This window comes from Brevundimonas fluminis (genome assembly GCF_003934285.1).
GTDB classification, from domain to species: domain Bacteria; phylum Pseudomonadota; class Alphaproteobacteria; order Caulobacterales; family Caulobacteraceae; genus Brevundimonas; species Brevundimonas fluminis.
Genome location: NZ_RQWJ01000002.1, coordinates 743,336 through 761,633, shown reverse-complemented (window position 1 = coordinate 761,633; position 18,298 = coordinate 743,336). Strand labels below are relative to the sequence as shown.

Genomic DNA, 18,298 nt, shown 5'->3' with positions numbered 1-18,298 from the left:
GCGGCAAGGGGGCGCGCTCAGTGGGAGGTCAGGACGACCTGCGGCTGGGCCTGGACCTGGCGGCCGTCGCGGACGGCGGAGCCGATCTGGATGACCAGGGTGGCGGCGACCAAGGCGCTGATCACGGCGACCAGCGTCAGCCGCGCGCCCTCGATCCAGCCCCTGTCGTCCCCATTCACGCGAAAAGACTCCCGACTCCACGCCCGTCACGTGCAGACAGCACGGGCCGGCGCGAGCCGCAAGCGTGACATGACGCCGATCGACGAAAAACCGGCCGGAGCGGAGCCCCGGCCGGTCGGATCGTGTCGATCGCCGTCGGATCAGCCGGTGAAGGGCCGGATCATGATCTCGACGCGGCGGTTCTGGGCCTTGCCCTCGGCCGTCGCGTTCGAGGCGATCGGCTGGCTCTCACCGCGGCCCTCGACGTACATGCGCGCCGGCAGAACGCCGCGGTCGATCAGGTAGCGAGCCACGTTCGAGGCCCGGCGCTGCGACAGGTCGAGGTTGTAGGCGTCCGCGCCGTCGGAGTCGGCGTGACCGATGATGTCGATGGTCGAGCGGTCGTATTGCTGCAGCACGCCGGCCACGTCGTCGAGCACGGCGTAGAAGTTGCGGTTCACGGCGTCCTGGTTGGTGCCGAAGGTCACGTCCGAAGGCATGCGCAGGACCAGGACGTCGCCCTGACGGACGACGCCGACGCCGGTGCCCGACAGCTCCTCGCGCATGGCCTGTTCCTGGCGGTCCATGTACTGGCCGACGGCCGCGCCGGCCAGGGCCCCGACGCCCGCGCCGATAAGGGCGTTCTTGCGGCCCTGCTCGCTGTTTGAGGTGTTGGTCAGATAGCCGACCAGAGCGCCGCCGACGGCGCCGACGATCGCGCCGGTGCCGGTGTTGTTGCGGTTCGGGGTCGAGCTGTACGGATCGGTCGTGGTGCAGGCCGCGGCCCCGAGGGCCAGGACGCAGACGCCGGTGAGGAAGATCTTGGAGCGCATGGAAGGCACGCCTTTCGTGGTTGAGCCGGTATGGCCGCTGAACGTCCCCTTATGGTGAAGGTTCCCCTGTATCCAGGATGAACGCCGCGCGGGGGGAATGCGACAGCCGGACGTTTGCGGGTCGGGGCGAGGGGGCGTAGGACGTCCGCGACCTTTTCGCTTCCAGGATCCGTGCCCGTGCCCGACTCCGCCAGCCCCGCCCCCGGCATCCGCCCCGTTTCCATGACCGGCTACGACGCCGACTTCGACGCCTTCGCCCGCGATCTGGGCGCCTCGTTCGAGCGCTACGGGTTCGCCGTGATCTCCGATCACGGGCTGGACGCCGACCTGATCGAGGCCGCGGTGGCGGACGCCAAGGCCTTCTTCGCCCTGCCCGAGGACCTGAAGCGCCAGTATCACCGCCCCGGCACCGGCGGCGCGCGCGGTCTGACGCCGTTCGGGGTCGAGGCGGCCAAGGACGCCAAGGCGGCCGACCTGAAGGAGTTCTGGCACACCGGCCGCGAGCTGCCGGAAGGCCACGCCTACACCGCCACCATGCCGCAGAACCTGTGGCCGACCGAGGTCGCGGGCTTCCGCGAGCACGTCTACGGCATGTACGAGGCGCTGGACGCTCTGGGGCGCAGGCTGCTGCGCGCCATCGCGCGGCATCTGGGGCTGGCGGACGACTATTTCGACGACAAGGTCCAGCTGGGGAACTCGGTCCTGCGGCTGCTGCATTATCCGCCGGTGCCGGCCGACGCGCCGGGCGTGCGGGCGGGGGCGCACGAGGACATCAACGTCATCACCCTGCTGCTGGGCGCGGAGGAGGCCGGCCTGCAGCTGAAGGAGAAGGACGGCAGCTGGCTGGACGTCGCCCCGCCGCCGGGCGCGCTGGTGGTCAACATCGGCGACATGCTGCAGCGCCTGACCAACCACGTCCTGCCGTCGACCACCCACCGGGTGGTCAATCCCGCGCCCGAGCGGCGCGGCTTCGCGCGCTATTCCACGCCCTTCTTCCTCCACTTCAATCCGGACTTCCGGATCGAGACCCTGCCGTCGACGATCACGGCGGACAATCCCGACCGCTATGCCGGCAAGGCGATCACGGCCGACGACTATCTGGCCGAGCGCCTGCGCGAGATCCGGCTGCTCTGACGCCTACTTCGAGATCCGCAGCCGGGTGATGTCCCGGCCGATGGCGGCGAAGGCGTCGGACAGGGCGGTGCCGGACGTCGGCATGTAGACGTGGCGGCTGGAGGTGGCGCAGTCGTTGACCATGGTCCGCGCGCGCTCGTCGTCCACGACCTGGAAGCCGACCGTGTAGACCACGATCCCCGCCTGCTTCATCGCCGTGCACAGGGCCAGCGTCTGGTCGAACGGGTGACCGTTCGGGGCGTCGCAGTTGATGTGCTTCGTCGTGTCGCCGGAGCCCGAGGTCGAATTGCGGGCGATCACGCCCTTGCAGTATCCGCTGTTGTACTCGCCGTCGGTCATGATCACGACGGCCTTCAGCGTGCGGGTCGGATCGTAGCTGCCGCCCGCGGACGAGCCGAACAGGCCGCCGAAGTTCGGCGAAAGCGCGTACCAGCCCCACGCGACCCCGATGTGCCCCCCGGTCGATCCCGAGGCGGTCAGGCCGTCGATCGAGGTCTTGATCGCGGATTTGTTGCTGGAGAGCGGGCGAAGGGTGTTCGTCAGGCAGGGATTGGACGAGCTGGGGTAGTTTCGTCCCACCTTGTGCAGGGTCGGCGAGGCGTCGGTCCAGGCGTTGGTTCCGGTCCGTTCGGTGACGCAGGTCGAGATCTTCTGGGTGACCAGGTCGTCGTAGCGGTTCTCGAAGGCGAAGTAGGTGCAGCCTTCCTGGGCGCACCAGGCCTTGCCGCCCGAAGTGTAGGGGTTGAGGCTCGACGACGCCTGCATGTCGATGGTGAAGGTGTTGGTGGTGACGTTGCCGACGAGGAATGTGTCGCCGTTCAGTTCGGTCATGCCGCCCACGTCGGTGAAGTAGACGTAGTCGTTGTTCGACAGCCCGTGGTTGGCCGAAGTGATGACCACCGAGCAGTCGCTGGTCTGGCACTTCTGGATCTTGCCGCCGCTGGAATAGGAATTGTAGTCGCGACCATCGACGCGACTGCCGTTGCGGTACAACTCGAACGTGTTCGACGTCCGGTTGGTGACGGTATACGCCTTCTTGTTCAGCTGGGTCATGCCGCTGACGCCGGTGATCCACACCACGTCGCCGTTCTGGAAGCCGTGGTTGCTGGAGGTGATGACCACCGGCCGGGCCTTGGTCGCCCCGCTGATGTCCTTCACCGGACCGGTGGTCCAGGTGGCGTTGGTGACGTTCGTCGAGCCCCTGATGTCGCCGCGCGCGGACGCGGCATAGGAATCGACGTTCACGGCCATGGAATAGGGGACCACGGCCACCTTGGAATACCAGGGGGTCTGCTGGTCCTGGACGACGATGTCGACCAGCTCCTTGGCCGCGGCGCGCAGGTCGATGATGCGCTGGCCGGCCATCGAGCCGGTGGTGTCCAGCACAAGGGCGACCTCGACGTTGCGGGCCGAGCGGTTGACCTCGGAGTGGGCGCCCACCGGAAGGTAGTCGTCCATGAACTGGCCGTAGGGCGGCAGGAAGATGTTCGCGACCAGGGTCTTCACGTTGGCGCGCGCGTCGGCGACGACGATCTTCTCGTCGGTCAGGCGGAAGGTCGTGCCGGCGGTCAGGAGGGTGACCTCCGGATAGGCGGCCAGGTTGGCGCGGAGGGCGGCCATGCCGACCCGCTGGATGTCGGCGTCGGCGGTGTAGGTGCTGCGCGCCGCGGCCAGGGCGGCGGCGTCCAGCGCGTCCTGCAGATTGATGCGCACCGTGGAGGCGCGGTGGATGTCCACGCCGCCGAGGGTCATGAGGATCAGCCCGGGCAGGGCGAGGCCGAACAGCATGGCGGCGTTGCCGCGCGCGTCGTCGGCCAGGCGCCGGACGAGGTCGTTCAGCCGGGTCCAGATCTTCTTCACGTGCGTCCGCGCCCCTGACGCGCGGGCGCGGATCGCCCACGGTCATCGGGCTGGAAGATCGCCGGTCGCGGTTAAGGCTTCGACCAACGCCGAGGGTTAACGCCTACCAGCCGCAATCCTTGCCGCGGTTCTGTTCGGTCAGCCAGACGTTCAACGGCGCGAAGTAGTCCGCGACGGCCGTGGCGTCGTTCCCGCGCTCGCCGGTGAAGGCGTACATCGCCTCCTGCCACGGGCGGCTCTGGCCCATCTCCATCATGGCGTTGAAGCGGGCGCCGACCTCCTTGTTGCCGTAGATCGAGCAGCGGTGCAGCGGCCCGGTCCAGCCCGCCTGCTTGCAGGCCGCTCGGTGGAACTGGAACTGGTAGATGTGGGCCAGGAAGTAGCGGGTGTACGGCGTGTTGCCGGGAATGTGGTACTTGGCGCCCGGGTCGAAGGCGTTCGCCGGCCGCGGGCCCGGAGGCGTAAGCCCCTGGTACTTCAGCATGTTGGCGGTCCAGGCGTCATTGTATTCGGCCGGGGTGGTCTCGCCGGAGAAGACGTCCCAGCGCCAACGGTCGACCATCAGGCCGAACGGCAGGAAGGCGATCTTGTCCAGCGCCATCTGCAGCAGGAAGGGGATGTCGCCCTCCGGACCCGGCACGCGGTCCAGCAGGCCGATCTGGTTCAGATAGGTGGGGGTCAGCGCCGACAGGCCGACGAAGTCGCCGATCGCCTCGTGGAAGCCGTCGTTCGCCCCGTTCTTGAAGAGGAACGGCTGGTCCTTGTAGGCGCGCTGATAGACGTTGTGCCCAAGCTCGTGGTGGACGGTGTAGAAGTCGTCGGCGTTGACCTGGGTGCACATCTTGATGCGCACGTCCTCCAGGTTGTCGAGGTCCCAGGCCGAGGCGTGGCAGACCACCTCGCGGCCTTCCGGGCGCGTGATCTGGCTGCGCTCCCAGAACGTGTCCGGCAGGGGCGCGAGGCCGAGAGAGGTGTAGAAGCCCTCGCCCGTGCGGACCATCTTCTCGGCGTCGTAGCCCTTGGCTTCCAGCAGGGAGGTCATGTCGTAGCCGGCCTCGCCGCCCGACTTCGGCGCGACGACGTCGTAGATGTTGCCCCACTGCTGCGACCACATGTTGCCCAGCAGATCGGCCCGGATCGGGCCGGTGTCCGGCTGGACGGCGTCGCCGTATTTCTCGTGCAGGCGGCTGCGGACGTAGCAGTGAAGGTTCTCGTAGAAGGGCTTCACCTGGTTCCAGAGACGGTCGGTTTCGGCGGCGAACGCGTCGGCCTCCATGTCGTAGCCTGACCGCCACAGGGCGCCGACGTCGGCATAGCCCAGATCGCGGGCGCCCTCGTTGGCGATCGTGACCATGTTGGCATAGTCGTCCTTCATCTGCGGAGAGACGGTGCGCCAGCCCTCGTAGAGGGCTTTCGTCTCGGCCGGATTCCGGCTCTCGGCCATCAGGATCGACGCTTCGTCCAGCGTGATCTGCCTGCCCTGGTAGTCGAACTTGCCGGTGGCGTAGGTCGAATCGAGGCGCGTGGTGATGTCCGACAGCTGGCCGGCGGCGCCGGGCCGGTTCGGGGCGGGCAGGACGATGCCGAGGCGCAGCAGATCCAGCTTGCGCGCCACGTCGGGCGCCAGACCCGGAACGTCCTTGAACTTCGCCGCCTCGTTGGCCAGCGACACCTGCAGTTCCGTGTACTGGGCGTTGGCGCGGCTCTCCAGCCACATGGTGTCGTAGGTGATGTAGGTCGCGCGGGTCCACTGGGTGCGGGCCACGAACTCGCTGAGCTCGGCGAGGCGCGTCTCGGCGTCGGCCACGAAGTCGGCGGCGCCCTGGGCGGAGATCGGCCACCGCGTCGCCGCGTCGGCCGAGGCCGCAGGCGCCGAGTCCGTCGTCGCGGCCGGGCGATCCATGCCCATGGCGGCGCAGCCGGCCAGCAGGGCGCCCGAGGCGATCAGGGCGGCGGAGTTCAGAAGGGTGCGTTTCACGAGGCGTCTCCCATGGGCGCGCGGCTGACCCGCGTCGTTTCGGCGGGCAAGGGAGGACAGCGGAGCCGTGGCGTCAAGCTTGGCGGGTCAGTCCAGCACGCATCCCGCAAGCCCCTCGTTCCGGACCGTGCCCATGGCGGCCTGGATGCGCGAGGCGCGCCTCCGGACGTAGGGGCCCGGCGAGGCCGCCTGATAGCGACGCGGGCTGGGCAGGATCGCGGCGAGGCGGGCCGCCTCGCGGGGCGTCAGGTCGGCCGCGGACTTGCCGAACCACTTCTGCGACGCCGCCTCGGCGCCGTAGACGCCCGGCGCCCATTCGGCGACGTTCAGATAGACCTCAACGATGCGCCGCTTGGACCAGAAAGCCTCTATCAGGACCGTGTATCCGGCTTCCATACCCTTGCGCAGCCAGTTGCGGCCGGACCAGAGGAAGACGTTCTTGGCCGTCTGCTGGCTGATGGTCGAACCGCCGCGCACGCGCCGCCCACGGGCGTTGGACTCGAGCGCTTTTTCGATGGCCTTCATGTCGAAGCCCCGGTGGGAACAGAAGGTCGCGTCCTCGGCCGCGATGACGGCCTCGACCAGCCGGGGCGAGATGTCGTTCAGGCCGCGCCAGCGATAGTCGGCCTTCTTCCCCTTCAGGCCCTGCTCGACCATCAGGAAGGTGGTCAGCGGCGGCACCACGCCGTGGATGGCCACGCCGCCGACCGGCAGCAGCACCAGCACCAGAATGAAGAGGCCGACGGCGCCGAGGCAGCCGAGGCGACGGGGCGCGCTCATGCCTCCATGATGGTCAAGCTTGCGTGCGGATCAAGCGATCTCGCTCACGCCGGCGCTGCCGTCTTCGTCGGCCCAGGCCACCCTCGTGGCGTCCGGGCTCAGCGACAGCGCAGCGATGGGGGCGCCCTTGTCGGCGCGCACGAAGTTCAGGCCCTGGGCAGCCGGGTCGGCGGTCCAGACGCGTCCGTCGTTGAGGCCGGCGGCCAAGATGCCTTTGGACGGACGGGCGGCGACGAGCGTCACGAGCGCGTTCTGGTCGAAGCCGATCTCGGTCGCCTCCTTGCCCATGGGGCCGTCCGAACCGACGAAGGGCCAGAGCACCGCGCCCTGCGCCCCCGCGGTCGCCATCATCCGGCCGTTCGACAGGAAGGCGAAGGACCGCACCTTGGAAGGATAGCCGCCCATGCGCAGGTTCTTCTGATCCCTGATGCGCCAGCCGTGCAGCTGGGCGTCCTGCATGGCGGTGACGACGAAGGCGCCGTCGGGGGACCAGCCGACGGCGGTGTGGGAGCCGGCCCACTTCATGAAGGTCGGCTTCTGGTCGGCGATCCGGGCGAACCACAGGGCCGCCCCGCCGTAGGTCGAGCAGGCGATGCGGCGCCCCTTCGGCTCGAAGGCCACGCTCGAGACCGTTCGCTCATGCTCGAAGTCGCGGCGGAAGGCGGGATCCCTCGCGTCGATCACCGACAGCGTCTTGCCGTGGGAGAAGGCGATCAGGCCGCTTTCGGTCGAGGCGTCGATCGCGTCGATCCACTTGCCCCGCGCGTCGGCCAGAACCACCGCCTCGTCGCGCCGGGTCCAGACCACCTTGCCGTCGTCGCCGCCGGTGACCACGCCGTCGCCGGACGGATGGACCGCCGCGCACAGAACGGCGCCGTCGTGGGCGTCGGTGCGCTCCCCGCCCTCGAACCGGATCGAGCCGTCGCCCAGGGCGAACACCCCGCCTGAACGGTCGAACAGGGCGGCGGTGGGCTGGGCGTCGAAGGTCAGCTGCATGGGCGCGGTTTAGGGCGCCGGGGGCGGGTCGTCGACCGGCTCACCCGTGCTCGCGCATCACCGAGGCCCACAGCTTCTCGATCTCGCCCAATCCGTCCTCAAAGGCCTGGCGCTCGGCGCGAAGGCGGGCTTCCTCGATGGCGTTGTCGGTGCCCCAGACGTTGGTGCGCTGGTCCTGCATCGCCGTGGTCTCGCCCGTGCCGTAGATGAAGCCCGTCCTCACGTCGACGATCATGAAAGCGCAGGTCGCGGTGACGACGGCCTTCTTCGACGGCAGGAAGCCCAGCGCGATGGTCTGGAGCGGGCCCAGCTCGGCGCTCTCGGTGCGGAAGCGCGTGTCGATGGTGTAGATCAGCACCACGTCGGCGCGCAGCTGGGCGGCCGAGGCGCGCAGGTCGGCGACGCTGCCAAGGTGCGCCGGGACCAGCAGGCGGCTGACGGGGGCGACGGCCGTGATCCCGGGCATGCGCCCGAGGCGCTGGAAACTCTCGTCCGTCTCGATGTCGCGCGTGGTGACGACGCTGAAGGCGCCCTCGCCCACCCCGACGCTGGATCGGCTGACGTAGCCGGGAGCGGCGACGCGGACGATCGCCATGCGCGACGGGAAGACGGCGGCGGGTTCGCGCGCCATCGCCTCGGCCACGTCGGCTCCGATGATGGAGCCCAGAGCCACCCCGGCGCCGGGCGTGGTGTAGGTGGAGCAGGCGGCCAGCAGGCCGGCGGCCAGGGCGATAAGGGCAAGGCGCTTCATTCGGTTCGGTCCTCCCGGGCGTGAAGCTGGGCGGCGAATGCGGGCGCGATTGTGGCCGGACGCGCCCGCGTCAGGAGCCGTCAGGACTCCGCTTGACTCATTTCGATAGTTGGCTAAACATCAAATCATGACCTCGGTGTTCAAGGCCCTGTCCGATCCGACACGCCGCCGCGTGCTGCAGCTGCTGCGCGCGGGGCCGATGAGCGCGGGGGAGATCAGCGACCGGTTCGACGTGTCGAAGCCGACCATGTCGGCGCATTTCGCCGTGCTGAAGGAGGCCGACCTGGTCCACGCGGAAAAGGTGGGGAAGTCCGTGATCTATCACCTGAAGCTGTCGGTGCTCGAGGATGCACTGCTGGGCTTCGTCCATTCGTTCGACGGCGGCGCCGAGGCGCCGGCCGCAAAAGAGGAGCCTGCGAAATGAGCAAGGAAATCACGGGCAGCCTGATCTGGGCGGGCGGCATCATCGGCCTTGCCCTGGCCGCCAACTGGGCGCTGGGGCGCGGGATGATCGACGCGGACACGTCGACGCGGATCGTGTTCGTGGCCATCGGTCTGATGATCGCCTGGTACGGCAACCGCACGCCCAAGAAGTTCGTGCCCGGCGCGCGGGCGCGGGCGGCCAACCGGGTGGCGGGGTGGTCGCTGGCGATCAGCGGCCTGATCTATGCCGCGTCCTTCGCCCTGCTGCCGGTGGATCAGGCGATCCTGATCGGATGCGGCGCCATCGTGCTGGGCATCGCCGTGACGGTCGGCTGGTGCCTGTCGCTGCGGCGTCGCGCGACCGCCTAGGCCGCGCAAGCCTCGAAACCGGCTTTCAGCTCTGCCTCGTTCAGGTCGCGGCCGATGAAGACGGCGCGGGACCAGCGGCGCTCCGCCTCGCCCCACGGTTTCTGCAGGTCGCCTTCCAGGATCATGTGCACCGCCTGAAAGACCAGGCGGCGGTCCTCGCCCTTCACGTCGATGATTCCCTTGGCGCGCAGGATGTTCTGGCCCTGCTCGCCCAGCAGGCGGTCGAGCCACTGGGTGAACCGCTGGCCGTCGACCGGGCGGTCCAGCGACAGCGCTATGCCCTTGATGTCGTCCTCGTGCGCATGGCCCCGCGGACCGTGGTCGTGGCCGTGATCGTGGTGCTGATGGTGGGCGTGTTCGTGCCCATGATCATGCGAGTGGTCGTGGCCGCAGTGCTCGTCGTGGACGTGGCCCTCGGCGCCGTGGGGCGGGTTCAGGAACTCCGGTCGGACCTCGTTGATGCGCTCCAGGTCGAAGCCGTGCCGGCCCAGAACCTGGTCCAGCGGCACGTTCGCGCGCTCGGCGTGGACGATGGGGGCCAGGGGGTTCAGGCCGCGCAGTCGGGCCTCGACGGCCGCCAGGTCGTCGGCGGAGACGAGGTCGATCTTGTTGAGGATGATCTGGTCCGCGAACGCGACCTGCTCGCGGGCCTCCTTCGAGTCGTCCAGCCGGGCCATGACGTGCTTGGCGTCGACCAGGGCCGTCACGCTGTCCAATTGCGTCCTGGCCTTCACCTCGTCGTCGACGAAGAAGGTCTGGGCGACGGGGCCCGGGTCGGCGAGGCCGGTGGTTTCCACGATGATGGCGTCGAACGCGGGCTTGCCCGGTCGCTGGCGCTTCATCAGGCCGGAGACGACGCGGATCAGGTCGCCGCGCACGGTGCAGCAGACGCAGCCGTTGTTCATCTCGAACACGTCCTCGTCGGCGCCGACGACCAGATCGTTGTCGATGCCGATCTCGCCGAACTCGTTGACGATCACGGCGTAGCGCTTGCCGTGGTCCTCGGTGAGGATGCGGTTCAGCAACGTGGTCTTGCCGGCGCCGAGGTAGCCGGTGAGAACGGTGACGGGGGTCTTTTCCATGGCGGTCATCTAGGGCGCGACAGGGCGCGGCGAAAGGGCGTCAGCAGCCTTCGCAATCGAGGGCGCCGGTCGGCTCCAGCTGGATCGTCACGTGGTCGATGCCGAAGCGGGCGCGGGCCAGGTCGCGAGCCTGGGCCAGGAGCCCGGCAGGATCGGCGTCGTGGACCAGATGGGCGGTGAGGGCCGTCTTCGTGGTCGACAGGCCCCAGACGTGCAGGTCGTGGACGGCGGAGACGCCGGGCAAGTCGCACAGCGCCTGTCGGATCGCCACGACGTCCTTGCCGCGCGGGGCGGCGTCCAGCGCCAGATTGACCGAGTCCTTCAGCAGGCCCCAGGTGCCCCACAGGATGACGGCGACGATGATCAGGCTGACGATCGGGTCGATGACGGCCAGACCGGTCACCAGGATCAGGCCGCCGGCGACGACCACGCCCAGCGAGACGGCGGCGTCGGCCATCATGTGCAGATAGGCGCCGCGGGCGTTGAGGTCGTGCTGCTGGTTCATGAACAGCAGGGCGGTGCCGAAGTTGATGAGGATGCCGACGCCGGCGACGATCATGACGGTGGTCGACTCCACCGAGGCCGGCTCGGCGAAGCGGCGCGCGGCCTCCAGCGCGATGGCGCCGCAGGCGAAGATCAGCAACAGGGCGTTGCCCAGAGCCGCCAGCACGGTTGCCTTGCCGTAGCCGTAGGTCTTGTCGGGCGACCCCGCGCGCCGTGCCAGCCAGGCCGCGCCGCCGGCCATGGCGAGGCCCAGCACGTCCGAGAGATTGTGGCCGGCGTCGGCCATCAGGGCGGTGGAATTGGACAGGAAGCCGGCCGTGAACTCGACTACGACGAAGGCGAGATTGACGACGAGGCCCAAGGCGTAGCGCCAGTCGCCGGTGTCCACCGGGCCATGATGATGGTGGCCGTGATCGTGCCGGTGACCGTGATGGTCGTGCCCGTGGTCGTGTGAATGGGCGGCGTCGTGGGCCATGGGCAAGCCTTAGTGGACGCGGGTCGCAACGAGAAGACCGACGGCGATCAGGGCAAGACCGAGCACGGCGCCCTCGAACCGGGCCCAGCGCTCAAGTCGCAGGATCGAGGCGCCGGCGCGCGCGAGCGCCGTGAACAGACCCATTCCCAGCACGGTGCCCGCGGCGAAAGCGACGGTGAGCGCGGCCAGCGCCGCGACGCCCTGGTCCGCCGAGGACAGATAGAAGGGCAGCAGCACCTCGCCGGGCGAGACGGCCATCATGGCGATCAGGCCCAGGAAGGCGGTGCGGTCCGACACGCCCGGCTCGGGCGTCTGGACGTCCGGTCCGCCGGCCAGCACCGGTCGCCGGACCGCGGCACGGACGAGATAGAACATGCCGAAGGCGAACAGCAGGGCGGCGGAGAGCCAGGGCAGCAGGCCCGCGACCCAGCCCTCAAGCGCCAGTCCGGCCATGGCGATCAGACCGCCCACCAACGCCGTCGACGCGATGTGGGCCAGACCCGCGGCCACCACGGCCGCCATGGTCATGCCCGCGTTCCAGCGCTGGGCGCGGCCCACCAGAACGAAGGGCAGCCAATGGGTCGGCAGAACGGCATGAAGGAAGGCCACGCCGAAGCCGCCGGCGAGCAGGGAGGGCAGCAGGGGATGGGCGGCGGCGTCGACCATGGCCCGGCCTATATAGTGTTACTTTGTAACGCGCGAGAGGCCGACAGAAATTTTCTGCAGGTCAGCGGAAGATCGAACCGTGGCGGCCGGGCTTGTGCCGCCGGGCCAAGGTCTGGTGCACGCTGACCACGCCGCGCTCGAAGCCGCGGGCGAACAGAGCGAAATAGGCCAGCCAGAGCTGGGTGCGGGCCGGTCCGACCAAGGCTTCGGCCTCGGCCTTCCGGGCGTGCAGACGCGCCGACCACTCGCGCAGGGTGCGCTCGAACGACGGGCGCAGGGTCTCGACGTCCAGCACCTCGAACCGGTGGCGGGCCAGGCCGTCGACGGTCATGGCCAGGGTGTCCAGTTCTCCCCCCGGAAAGATGAAGCGGGTGATGGCGCGGGCCGGGCGGCCGGGGGGTCCGGGCCGCACGCCGCCGCGCCGGACGGACGCCTGATGCAGGTACAGCCCCCCCGGCTTCAGCAGGCGGTGCACGGTCTGGAAATGCAGATCGTGATTGCGGAAGCCGAGGTGCTCGAACATCTCGATCTGGCTGACCGCGTCCCAGGTCCCCATCAGGTCGCGGTAGTCCCTCAGCTCCAGCGTGATGCGGTCGGACAGGCCCAGCGCCTCGACGCGATTCCGGGCGAACGACAGCTGGGCCGGCGACAGGGTGACGCCGTGGACCGAGGCGCCGAAGCGCGTGGCGGCATGGATCGCCAGCGCGCCCCAGCCGCAGCCTATGTCCAGCAGCCGGTCCCCCGGCTTGAGGTCCAGCTTGCGACAGATCCGGTCCAGCTTGCGGATCTGGGCGGCGTCCAGATCGTCGGCCTCAGATGAGAAGGCGGCGCTGGAGTAGACGTGCTCCGGATCGAGGAACAGGGCGTAGAAGTCGTTGCCGACGTCGTAGTGGAAGCGGATGAAGTCGGCGTCCGCACGCCCGGCGCGGTCGCGACCCCTGCCCGTCTCCGGATCCGCCGAGGGCGCCGATTCGCGCGGCCGCGACGGGACGAACAAGAGCGGCCACGCCTCGCGCGCCAGCGCCTTCCGGTCCAGCGCCTTGCGGAGGTGCACCAGCCGGCCGTGGTCGATCCGGTCCAGCGCTTCGAGGGGGGAGCCGCCTTCGACCCGCAGTCGCCCCTCGGCCATCAGGCGGAAGGCGGTCTCGGCGCCGGGGGCGAGCAGGATGCGCTTCACCACGTCGGGACCGGCGATCACCACGACCAGATCGTCCCGCGCGCCGGGGATCAGGGGCACGATCTCACCGGTCCAGAGCCGCGCCGACAGATCGGCGCCGAGCGCGGCGCCGAGACGGGCGATCGCCTTGCGGGCGGCGTGTTCTGCGCTCATGCTGAATCCCCGGCCGACAAAACGCCCCGAAAGGCTTCCTGCGGCCCGTTTCGCCTTGACTCAAGGGGGGCGGTCCGCATATGTCGCCGCTCTTCGCCCGCGGGGTCACCCGGCGGGCGCATCCGTTTTTGCGTTACGCTGAGGCTCCAAGATGTACGCGGTGATCAAGACCGGCGGCAAGCAGTACCGGGTTCAACCGGGCGACGTGATCGTGGTCGAGAAGCTCGACGGCGACGCGGGCTCGGACGTGAAGTTCGGAGAAGTCCTGATGCTGGGCGGCGACAAGGGCGTGACCCTGGGCGCTCCGCTGATCGACGGCGCCTTCGTCGGCGCGACGCTGGTCGAAACCCGCAAGGGTGAGAAGGTGAAGATCTTCAAGAAGATCCGCCGCCAGGGCTATCGCCGGACCAAGGGCCATCGCCAGATGGAATCGGTCCTGCGCATCACCGGCATCGAGGGCGCCGGCGAAAAGGCCAAGTGGGACGGCGAGACCTCGCTGATGACCAAGGCCGAGATGAACGCCCGCGCCCGCGGCCTGGCCCCGCGCGTTTCGGAGGAAGCCGCCGCCAAGAAGGCCAAGGCCCCCAAGGCCGCCGCGCCGAAGGCCGAAGCCTCCGCCGAGGAGAAGCCCGCCGCCAAGAAGGCTCCGGCGAAGAAGGCCCCGGCCAAGAAGACCGCCGCCAAGACCGACGAAGCGTAAGACTGAAGACGAGTTAGGACAGACCCATGGCTCACAAGAAATCCGGCGGTTCGTCGCGCAACGGTCGCGACTCCGAGTCGAAGCGCCTCGGCGTGAAGAAGTTCGGCGGCGAGCGCGTCGTGCCGGGCAACATCATCATTCGTCAGCGCGGGACCAAGTGGCACCCGGGCACCAACGTGGGCATGGGCCGCGACCACACGCTGTTCGCCCTCACCGACGGCGCCGTGACGTTCACCACCAAGCGTGGCGGCCGTTGTTACGTGTCGGTGGCCGCTCCGGCCAACGACGTCTCGGCCCAGAAACTGGCCGCCGAATAAGCGATCCCGAAACAGGTTTCCGGATCGCGCAGGCCGAATAGGCCCCGATCCGGACCAGGGAATGTTTTCCGCGGGGAGTCCGGATCACCGGGCTCCCCGTTTTCGTTTCCCCGCCTCTGCCGCCCGAGCCCTGACGCAAGGGGGCGGCACGACCGACGAGGCGACCATGTGCGTGATCGAGAAGACCCCCGTCATCGAGACGCGGCGGCTGGCCCTGCGGGCGCCGGAGGCGCGCGACGCCGCGCGCCTGTCAGAGCTTGCGTCGGATTATGACGTCGCCAGGATGACGCTGCGCATGCCGCATCCCTATCGCGTGGCCGACGGTCTGGCCTTCGTCGAGGCCGTGCAGGCGCAGGATCCGCGCCGTGCCGCGACCTTCGTCATCGACCATGAGGAGGCGGGCCCGGTGGGCGTGATCGGCCTGTTCGAGGACGCCGATCCTGCGCCCGAGGTGGGCTACTGGATCGGGCGGCCGTACTGGGGCCGCGGTCTGGCGACGGAAGCTCTGGAGGGCGCCCTGGTCTGGGCGAAGAAGGCCTGGAGGCGGCGCGCATTGACGGCCGGCCACTTCACGGACAATCCGGCGTCCGGCCGGGTGCTTGAGAAGGCGGGCTTTCTCTACACCGGCGAGGTGCGCAGGGGATTCTCGAAGGCGCGCGGCGACTGGACGGACACGCGCCGGATGGTGTGGCTGGCCTGAGGGTTCAGGCGCCCATGGCCGGCATGAAGACGGCGGCGGCGGCCACGATGCCGCCGATCACCGTCACGGCCACCCCCAGTCCGAAGGCCAGGGCCGTGCGCGCGCGCACCCGCCGCACGCCGCCCGACTTCACCGAGCGCAGATAAACCTGCGGCCGCTTCTGGAAGGCTTCCGAGCCGACGATGTTGTGCTGGGACATGAACGCGCTCCCACGACTGATCCAAGGGGCTCCATGGACCGGGCGCGAAAGGCGTAAAGATGGCGAACGCGGTTAGACTTCAGCCGCACCAGACCAGACGACCGGAATACGCCCGGTAGTAGCCGCTGTAGGGGTCGTAGGAACGATAGTTCCGCCGGCACCAGTCGACGCGGCGCGGGTCGCGGGCGCCGTAGCCGTAACCGTGATCGGAGCCGCCATAGACCAGATCGGGCCGCCCGTAGGCCGCCGGGTAGGCCGTGGCCGGCGCCTGCCATCCGTAGCCGTGGCCGTACTGGCGGCCGTGTCCCCGCCAGCGGTCGTGGCGGCCGTGGCCGTAGCCATAGGACGAGTGATCGTAGCCGTAGCCATAGCGGTCACCGTAACCGTGACCACGGCCCCGATAGTCGTACCGGGCGCCGCCGCGCGGCGTGCGCCAGGCGGCGTCGCAGTCAGTGCGGTTCGCGTCCCAATAGGCGTCGCAGCGGTAGTCGCCGCCCCGGTCCCACTGGCCGGCGGTGTTCCAGCCGGCGATGACCTGGGCATTTGCCGGCATTGGGGTGGCGGAGCCCGCCGCGAGCATGAAGCCGGCGGCGGCGAAGGCGACGGCGAACGACTTCATGGGACGGGCTCCTGGAAGGCCTAGTTGAGGGACACGCTGATCGGGCCGCCGCGGGTCACGACGCGGCGCATCAGCACCATGCGGCCACCGTCGGCGCCCGACACGGGCACGATGAGGAACCAGCTGCCGTCGGGCAGGCCGGCGAAGTCGAAGCGGTTGTCGGAACAGGCGTCCGAGCGGGTGAAGGCGCGGTAGTCGGCGTTCGGATCCGGCACGTTGCGCGCGCGCACGACCTCCTCCGGCACGGCGGCCCGGTCGGTGGAGCCGTAGAGCACGCGGAAGCGCGAGCGCGTGTAGGGCGTGTCCGGCACCAGGCCGACGGACCCCGAGCAGCGGTAGGCCACGCCACCCGGACGATAGTCGACGCGGCCGTCGATCGAGCTGGATCCGGAATGGGTCGACCAGGCGAAGTCCGACGGGTCGAACGAGTCGTCCTCGACGGGGATCGGCAAGCCGGGGCCGCCGGTCGTCGGGGCGCAGGCCGCCGCCGTCAGCGCGGCCGCGGCAACGGCGAGCGTGAAAAGGACGGGCGAGCGGCGGGACATGGCGGAACTCCGGACAGACTTCGGGGACTGCCGACATGAGTCCCAACGCGGTCGCCAAGGTCAAGGTTGCGGCCGGATCGACCGCGCGTCAAAAGGCGGTGAACGACCGGGGGCCGAACCCCGGCGGAAACGCCCCGGGGAGCCCATGCAGGTCACCTTTCAGGACATCCTCGACGCCCGCGACCGCATCGCCGGGCAGGTGGACCGCACGCCGGTGCGGCATTCGCGCAAGCTTTCGGAGCTGACCGGCGCCGAGGTGTGGGTGAAGTTCGACAATCTTCATTACACGGGCAGCTTCAAGGAGCGGGGGGCGCTTAACCGTCTGTCGCTGCTGAGCCCGGACGAACGCAGGCGCGGCGTCGTGGCCGCCAGCGCGGGAAATCACGCCCAGGCGCTGGCCTATCACGGCGCGAGGCTGGGCGTGCCGGTGACGATCGTGATGCCCGAGGGCACGCCCTTCGTGAAGATCGAGGGCACTCGGCGGCACGGGGCCAAGGTCGTGATCAAGGGGCTCGACTTCTCCGGGTCGACCGAGGAGGCGCATCGCCTGCGCGATGAGGAGGGCTTCGTCTTCGTCTCGGCCTTCGACGACGCCGGCATCGTGGCCGGGCAAGGCGTGTGCGGGCTCGAGTTCATGGAGGACGCGCCGGAGCTGGAGGCGCTGGTCATCCCGATCGGGGGCGGTGGGCTGATCGCCGGGTCCTCGGTCGCCGCCAAGGCGTTGAAGCCGGACGTCCGCATCTTCGGCGTGGAGGCGGCGATGTATCCGTCGTTCTCCATGCGGCGTCAGGGCCTGAAACCGAAGTGCGGCGGGCAGACGATCGCCGAGGGCATCGCCATCAAGGCCGTGGGCGACATCCCCTACGCCATCGCCGAGCCGCTGATCGAGGAGGTGCTGGTCTGCGAGGAGGCCGACTTCGAGCGCGGCGTGGCCTTCTTCGCGACGCTGGAGAAGACTGTGGCCGAGGGCGCGGGCGCCGGCGGGCTTGCGGCGCTGCTGGCACATCCGGACAAGTTCCGCGGGATGAAGGTCGGGCTGGTTCTGTGCGGCGGCAACATCGACGCCCGCATGCTGGCCGTGGTGCTGAACCGCGAACTGGTGCGCGAGCGCCGGCTGGTCATGTACCGGATCATCGGCGACGACCGGCCCGGCATGATGTCCCGCATGGCCGGGATCATCGGCGAACTGGGCGGCAACATCATCGAGATCGTCCACGATCGCCTGTCGCTGGACGTGCCTGCCAAGGGCGCGGAATTCGACATCCTGGTGGAAACGCGCGACGGGGCGCATGCCGAGGAGATCGGCGATTCTCTGGTGGAGCATGGCTATGCCCTTCGGCGGTAAGGTTCTCACGGCGGCCGCGCTCGCGCTGACGCTTGCGGGGTGCGGCGCGGGCGCCGAGGACGCGGGCGGCGCCGACGCCGAGGCCTTGCGCGCCGCAGAGTTCTTTCTGAAATCGAACGCCCGCGCCGAGGGCGTGGTCACGCTGGAATCGGGCCTGCAGTACAAGGTGCTGGAAAGCGGCCCGAACTCCGGCCTTCAGCCGGACCGGAACGATCTGGTCCGCGTGCACTACGAGGGAGCCCTGACCAACGGAGAGGTCTTCGACAGCTCGTTCACCCGCGACCTGCCCTTCGTCACGACGCCGGAAGGCCAGCCGGCCGGCAACATCATCCCGGCGTGGACCGAGGCGCTGCAGCTGATGCGGCCCGGAGACGAGTGGATCGTCTACGTCCCGCCGACGCTGGGTTACGGCGAACGGGGATCCCCGCCGGTCATCCCGGGAAATGCGGTGCTGGTGTTCCGCATCCGCCTGCTGGACGTGGCCGAGACTCCGGGCGGCGAGCGGGCGGCGACGGTGGCGATGGGGTGAGGCC

General features: G+C 69.4%; 22 protein-coding genes. 8 read left to right on the top strand and 14 right to left on the bottom strand.

The window, feature by feature from the left end:
• Positions 1-17: 17 nt before the first annotated feature.
• Positions 18-179, bottom strand: a complete 162-nt coding sequence (locus EFJ44_RS13770; RefSeq protein WP_164511842.1) for a hypothetical protein — start codon at positions 177-179, stop codon at positions 18-20.
• A 141-nt stretch (positions 180-320) separates the two neighbouring features.
• Positions 321-992: a YiaD family glycine zipper/OmpA-like lipoprotein gene (locus EFJ44_RS04445; RefSeq protein WP_125255953.1), complete on the bottom strand. Its 672-nt coding sequence runs from the start codon at positions 990-992 to the stop codon at positions 321-323.
• A gap of 222 nt (positions 993-1,214) precedes the next feature.
• On the opposite strand from EFJ44_RS04445, the gene EFJ44_RS04440 reads away from it, so the two are divergent.
• Positions 1,215-2,126: an isopenicillin N synthase family dioxygenase gene (locus tag EFJ44_RS04440; RefSeq protein WP_125256086.1), complete on the top strand. Its 912-nt coding sequence runs from the start codon at positions 1,215-1,217 to the stop codon at positions 2,124-2,126.
• A gap of 3 nt (positions 2,127-2,129) precedes the next feature.
• Here EFJ44_RS04440 and EFJ44_RS04435 read toward each other — a convergent pair whose 3' ends face one another.
• The 5 genes from EFJ44_RS04435 to EFJ44_RS04415 all read right to left on the bottom strand — a co-directional run bounded on the left by EFJ44_RS04435 (position 2,130) and on the right by EFJ44_RS04415 (position 8,491).
• Positions 2,130-3,986 (bottom strand): ubiquitin-activating E1 FCCH domain-containing protein, encoded by a 1,857-nt coding sequence (locus tag EFJ44_RS04435; protein WP_125255952.1) that lies wholly within the window; start codon positions 3,984-3,986, stop codon positions 2,130-2,132.
• Between the two features lie 103 nt (positions 3,987-4,089).
• The gene (locus tag EFJ44_RS04430; RefSeq protein ID WP_125255951.1) at positions 4,090-5,964 is read right to left on the bottom strand and encodes a M2 family metallopeptidase; all 1,875 of its coding nucleotides are present in this window, start codon (positions 5,962-5,964) and stop codon (positions 4,090-4,092) included.
• An 87-nt stretch (positions 5,965-6,051) separates the two neighbouring features.
• Positions 6,052-6,744, bottom strand: coding sequence for a monofunctional biosynthetic peptidoglycan transglycosylase (gene mtgA / locus EFJ44_RS04425; protein WP_125255950.1), 693 nt, complete (start codon positions 6,742-6,744; stop codon positions 6,052-6,054).
• Between the two features lie 30 nt (positions 6,745-6,774).
• Positions 6,775-7,740, bottom strand: coding sequence for a WD40 repeat domain-containing protein (locus tag EFJ44_RS04420; RefSeq protein WP_125255949.1), 966 nt, complete (start codon positions 7,738-7,740; stop codon positions 6,775-6,777).
• 40 nt (positions 7,741-7,780) lie between these two features.
• Positions 7,781-8,491: a hypothetical protein gene (locus tag EFJ44_RS04415; RefSeq protein WP_125255948.1), complete on the bottom strand. Its 711-nt coding sequence runs from the start codon at positions 8,489-8,491 to the stop codon at positions 7,781-7,783.
• A 127-nt stretch (positions 8,492-8,618) separates the two neighbouring features.
• Here EFJ44_RS04415 and EFJ44_RS04410 point away from each other — a divergent pair, with 127 nt between their 5' ends.
• On the top strand, positions 8,619-8,915 hold the full coding sequence (locus EFJ44_RS04410; RefSeq protein WP_125255947.1) for an autorepressor SdpR family transcription factor: 297 nt from the start codon (positions 8,619-8,621) through the stop codon (positions 8,913-8,915).
• Complete coding sequence (locus EFJ44_RS04405; protein ID WP_206426858.1) at positions 8,912-9,283, top strand: ammonium transporter; 372 nt, start codon at positions 8,912-8,914, stop codon at positions 9,281-9,283. The genes EFJ44_RS04410 and EFJ44_RS04405 overlap by 4 nt, the downstream gene beginning before the upstream one ends.
• Here EFJ44_RS04405 and EFJ44_RS04400 read toward each other — a convergent pair.
• The 4 genes from EFJ44_RS04400 to EFJ44_RS04385 form a co-directional block, all read right to left on the bottom strand.
• Complete coding sequence (locus EFJ44_RS04400) at positions 9,280-10,374, bottom strand: CobW family GTP-binding protein (RefSeq protein ID WP_125255946.1); 1,095 nt, start codon at positions 10,372-10,374, stop codon at positions 9,280-9,282. The two genes, EFJ44_RS04405 and EFJ44_RS04400, sit on opposite strands and share 4 nt — an antisense overlap.
• Before the next feature lie 31 nt (positions 10,375-10,405).
• Positions 10,406-11,344, bottom strand: coding sequence for a cation diffusion facilitator family transporter (locus EFJ44_RS04395; RefSeq protein ID WP_125255945.1), 939 nt, complete (start codon positions 11,342-11,344; stop codon positions 10,406-10,408).
• Positions 11,345-11,353: 9 nt separating this feature from the next.
• A complete protein-coding gene (locus EFJ44_RS04390) occupies positions 11,354-12,010 on the bottom strand; it encodes a hypothetical protein (RefSeq protein WP_125255944.1) in 657 nt (218 codons plus the stop codon).
• 61 nt (positions 12,011-12,071) lie between these two features.
• Positions 12,072-13,340 carry an SAM-dependent methyltransferase gene (locus EFJ44_RS04385; protein ID WP_125255943.1) on the bottom strand — a complete coding sequence of 423 codons (1,269 nt, stop codon included), beginning with the start codon at positions 13,338-13,340 and terminating at the stop codon, positions 12,072-12,074.
• Positions 13,341-13,491: 151 nt separating this feature from the next.
• On the opposite strand from EFJ44_RS04385, the gene rplU reads away from it, so the two are divergent.
• The 3 genes from rplU (at position 13,492) to EFJ44_RS04370 (ending at position 15,057) form a co-directional block, all read left to right on the top strand.
• The gene (rplU, locus tag EFJ44_RS04380) at positions 13,492-14,040 is read left to right on the top strand and encodes a 50S ribosomal protein L21 (protein ID WP_125255942.1); all 549 of its coding nucleotides are present in this window, start codon (positions 13,492-13,494) and stop codon (positions 14,038-14,040) included.
• 26 nt (positions 14,041-14,066) lie between these two features.
• On the top strand, positions 14,067-14,357 hold the full coding sequence (rpmA, locus tag EFJ44_RS04375) for a 50S ribosomal protein L27 (protein ID WP_125255941.1): 291 nt from the start codon (positions 14,067-14,069) through the stop codon (positions 14,355-14,357).
• Positions 14,358-14,523: 166 nt separating this feature from the next.
• Positions 14,524-15,057: a GNAT family N-acetyltransferase gene (locus EFJ44_RS04370; RefSeq protein WP_125255940.1), complete on the top strand. Its 534-nt coding sequence runs from the start codon at positions 14,524-14,526 to the stop codon at positions 15,055-15,057.
• A gap of 4 nt (positions 15,058-15,061) precedes the next feature.
• On the opposite strand, the gene EFJ44_RS04365 is transcribed toward EFJ44_RS04370, so the two are convergent.
• From EFJ44_RS04365 to EFJ44_RS04355, 3 genes are all read right to left on the bottom strand, one after another.
• On the bottom strand, positions 15,062-15,256 hold the full coding sequence (locus EFJ44_RS04365; RefSeq protein ID WP_125255939.1) for a hypothetical protein: 195 nt from the start codon (positions 15,254-15,256) through the stop codon (positions 15,062-15,064).
• 79 nt (positions 15,257-15,335) lie between these two features.
• Complete coding sequence (locus EFJ44_RS04360) at positions 15,336-15,875, bottom strand: BA14K family protein (protein ID WP_125255938.1); 540 nt, start codon at positions 15,873-15,875, stop codon at positions 15,336-15,338.
• Positions 15,876-15,895: 20 nt separating this feature from the next.
• On the bottom strand, positions 15,896-16,420 hold the full coding sequence (locus EFJ44_RS04355) for a hypothetical protein (RefSeq protein WP_125255937.1): 525 nt from the start codon (positions 16,418-16,420) through the stop codon (positions 15,896-15,898).
• A 145-nt stretch (positions 16,421-16,565) separates the two neighbouring features.
• On the opposite strand from EFJ44_RS04355, the gene EFJ44_RS04350 reads away from it, so the two are divergent.
• The gene (locus EFJ44_RS04350) at positions 16,566-17,765 is read left to right on the top strand and encodes a threonine ammonia-lyase (RefSeq protein ID WP_125255936.1); all 1,200 of its coding nucleotides are present in this window, start codon (positions 16,566-16,568) and stop codon (positions 17,763-17,765) included.
• Positions 17,749-18,294: an FKBP-type peptidyl-prolyl cis-trans isomerase gene (locus EFJ44_RS04345; protein ID WP_125255935.1), complete on the top strand. Its 546-nt coding sequence runs from the start codon at positions 17,749-17,751 to the stop codon at positions 18,292-18,294. The genes EFJ44_RS04350 and EFJ44_RS04345 overlap by 17 nt, the downstream gene beginning before the upstream one ends.
• Positions 18,295-18,298 lie beyond the last annotated feature (4 nt).

What these genes read in the sequence shown, in the direction of transcription:
- EFJ44_RS04445 (WP_125255953.1), bottom strand. Translation starts at nt 992, where the DNA reads ATGCGCTCCAAGATCTTCCTCACCGGCGTCTGCGTCCTGGCCCTCGGG.
- EFJ44_RS04440 (WP_125256086.1), top strand. Translation starts at nt 1,215, where the DNA reads ATGACCGGCTACGACGCCGACTTCGACGCCTTCGCCCGCGATCTGGGC.
- mtgA (WP_125255950.1), bottom strand. Translation starts at nt 6,744, where the DNA reads ATGAGCGCGCCCCGTCGCCTCGGCTGCCTCGGCGCCGTCGGCCTCTTC.
- EFJ44_RS04420 (WP_125255949.1), bottom strand. Translation starts at nt 7,740, where the DNA reads ATGCAGCTGACCTTCGACGCCCAGCCCACCGCCGCCCTGTTCGACCGT.
- EFJ44_RS04415 (WP_125255948.1), bottom strand. Translation starts at nt 8,491, where the DNA reads ATGAAGCGCCTTGCCCTTATCGCCCTGGCCGCCGGCCTGCTGGCCGCC.
- EFJ44_RS04410 (WP_125255947.1), top strand. Translation starts at nt 8,619, where the DNA reads ATGACCTCGGTGTTCAAGGCCCTGTCCGATCCGACACGCCGCCGCGTG.
- EFJ44_RS04405 (WP_206426858.1), top strand. Translation starts at nt 8,912, where the DNA reads ATGAGCAAGGAAATCACGGGCAGCCTGATCTGGGCGGGCGGCATCATC.
- EFJ44_RS04400 (WP_125255946.1), bottom strand. Translation starts at nt 10,374, where the DNA reads ATGACCGCCATGGAAAAGACCCCCGTCACCGTTCTCACCGGCTACCTC.
- EFJ44_RS04395 (WP_125255945.1), bottom strand. Translation starts at nt 11,344, where the DNA reads ATGGCCCACGACGCCGCCCATTCACACGACCACGGGCACGACCATCAC.
- EFJ44_RS04390 (WP_125255944.1), bottom strand. Translation starts at nt 12,010, where the DNA reads ATGGTCGACGCCGCCGCCCATCCCCTGCTGCCCTCCCTGCTCGCCGGC.
- EFJ44_RS04385 (WP_125255943.1), bottom strand. Translation starts at nt 13,340, where the DNA reads ATGAGCGCAGAACACGCCGCCCGCAAGGCGATCGCCCGTCTCGGCGCC.
- rplU (WP_125255942.1), top strand. Translation starts at nt 13,492, where the DNA reads ATGTACGCGGTGATCAAGACCGGCGGCAAGCAGTACCGGGTTCAACCG.
- rpmA (WP_125255941.1), top strand. Translation starts at nt 14,067, where the DNA reads ATGGCTCACAAGAAATCCGGCGGTTCGTCGCGCAACGGTCGCGACTCC.
- EFJ44_RS04370 (WP_125255940.1), top strand. Translation starts at nt 14,524, where the DNA reads ATGTGCGTGATCGAGAAGACCCCCGTCATCGAGACGCGGCGGCTGGCC.
- EFJ44_RS04365 (WP_125255939.1), bottom strand. Translation starts at nt 15,256, where the DNA reads ATGTCCCAGCACAACATCGTCGGCTCGGAAGCCTTCCAGAAGCGGCCG.
- EFJ44_RS04360 (WP_125255938.1), bottom strand. Translation starts at nt 15,875, where the DNA reads ATGAAGTCGTTCGCCGTCGCCTTCGCCGCCGCCGGCTTCATGCTCGCG.
- EFJ44_RS04355 (WP_125255937.1), bottom strand. Translation starts at nt 16,420, where the DNA reads ATGTCCCGCCGCTCGCCCGTCCTTTTCACGCTCGCCGTTGCCGCGGCC.
- EFJ44_RS04350 (WP_125255936.1), top strand. Translation starts at nt 16,566, where the DNA reads ATGCAGGTCACCTTTCAGGACATCCTCGACGCCCGCGACCGCATCGCC.
- EFJ44_RS04345 (WP_125255935.1), top strand. Translation starts at nt 17,749, where the DNA reads ATGCCCTTCGGCGGTAAGGTTCTCACGGCGGCCGCGCTCGCGCTGACG.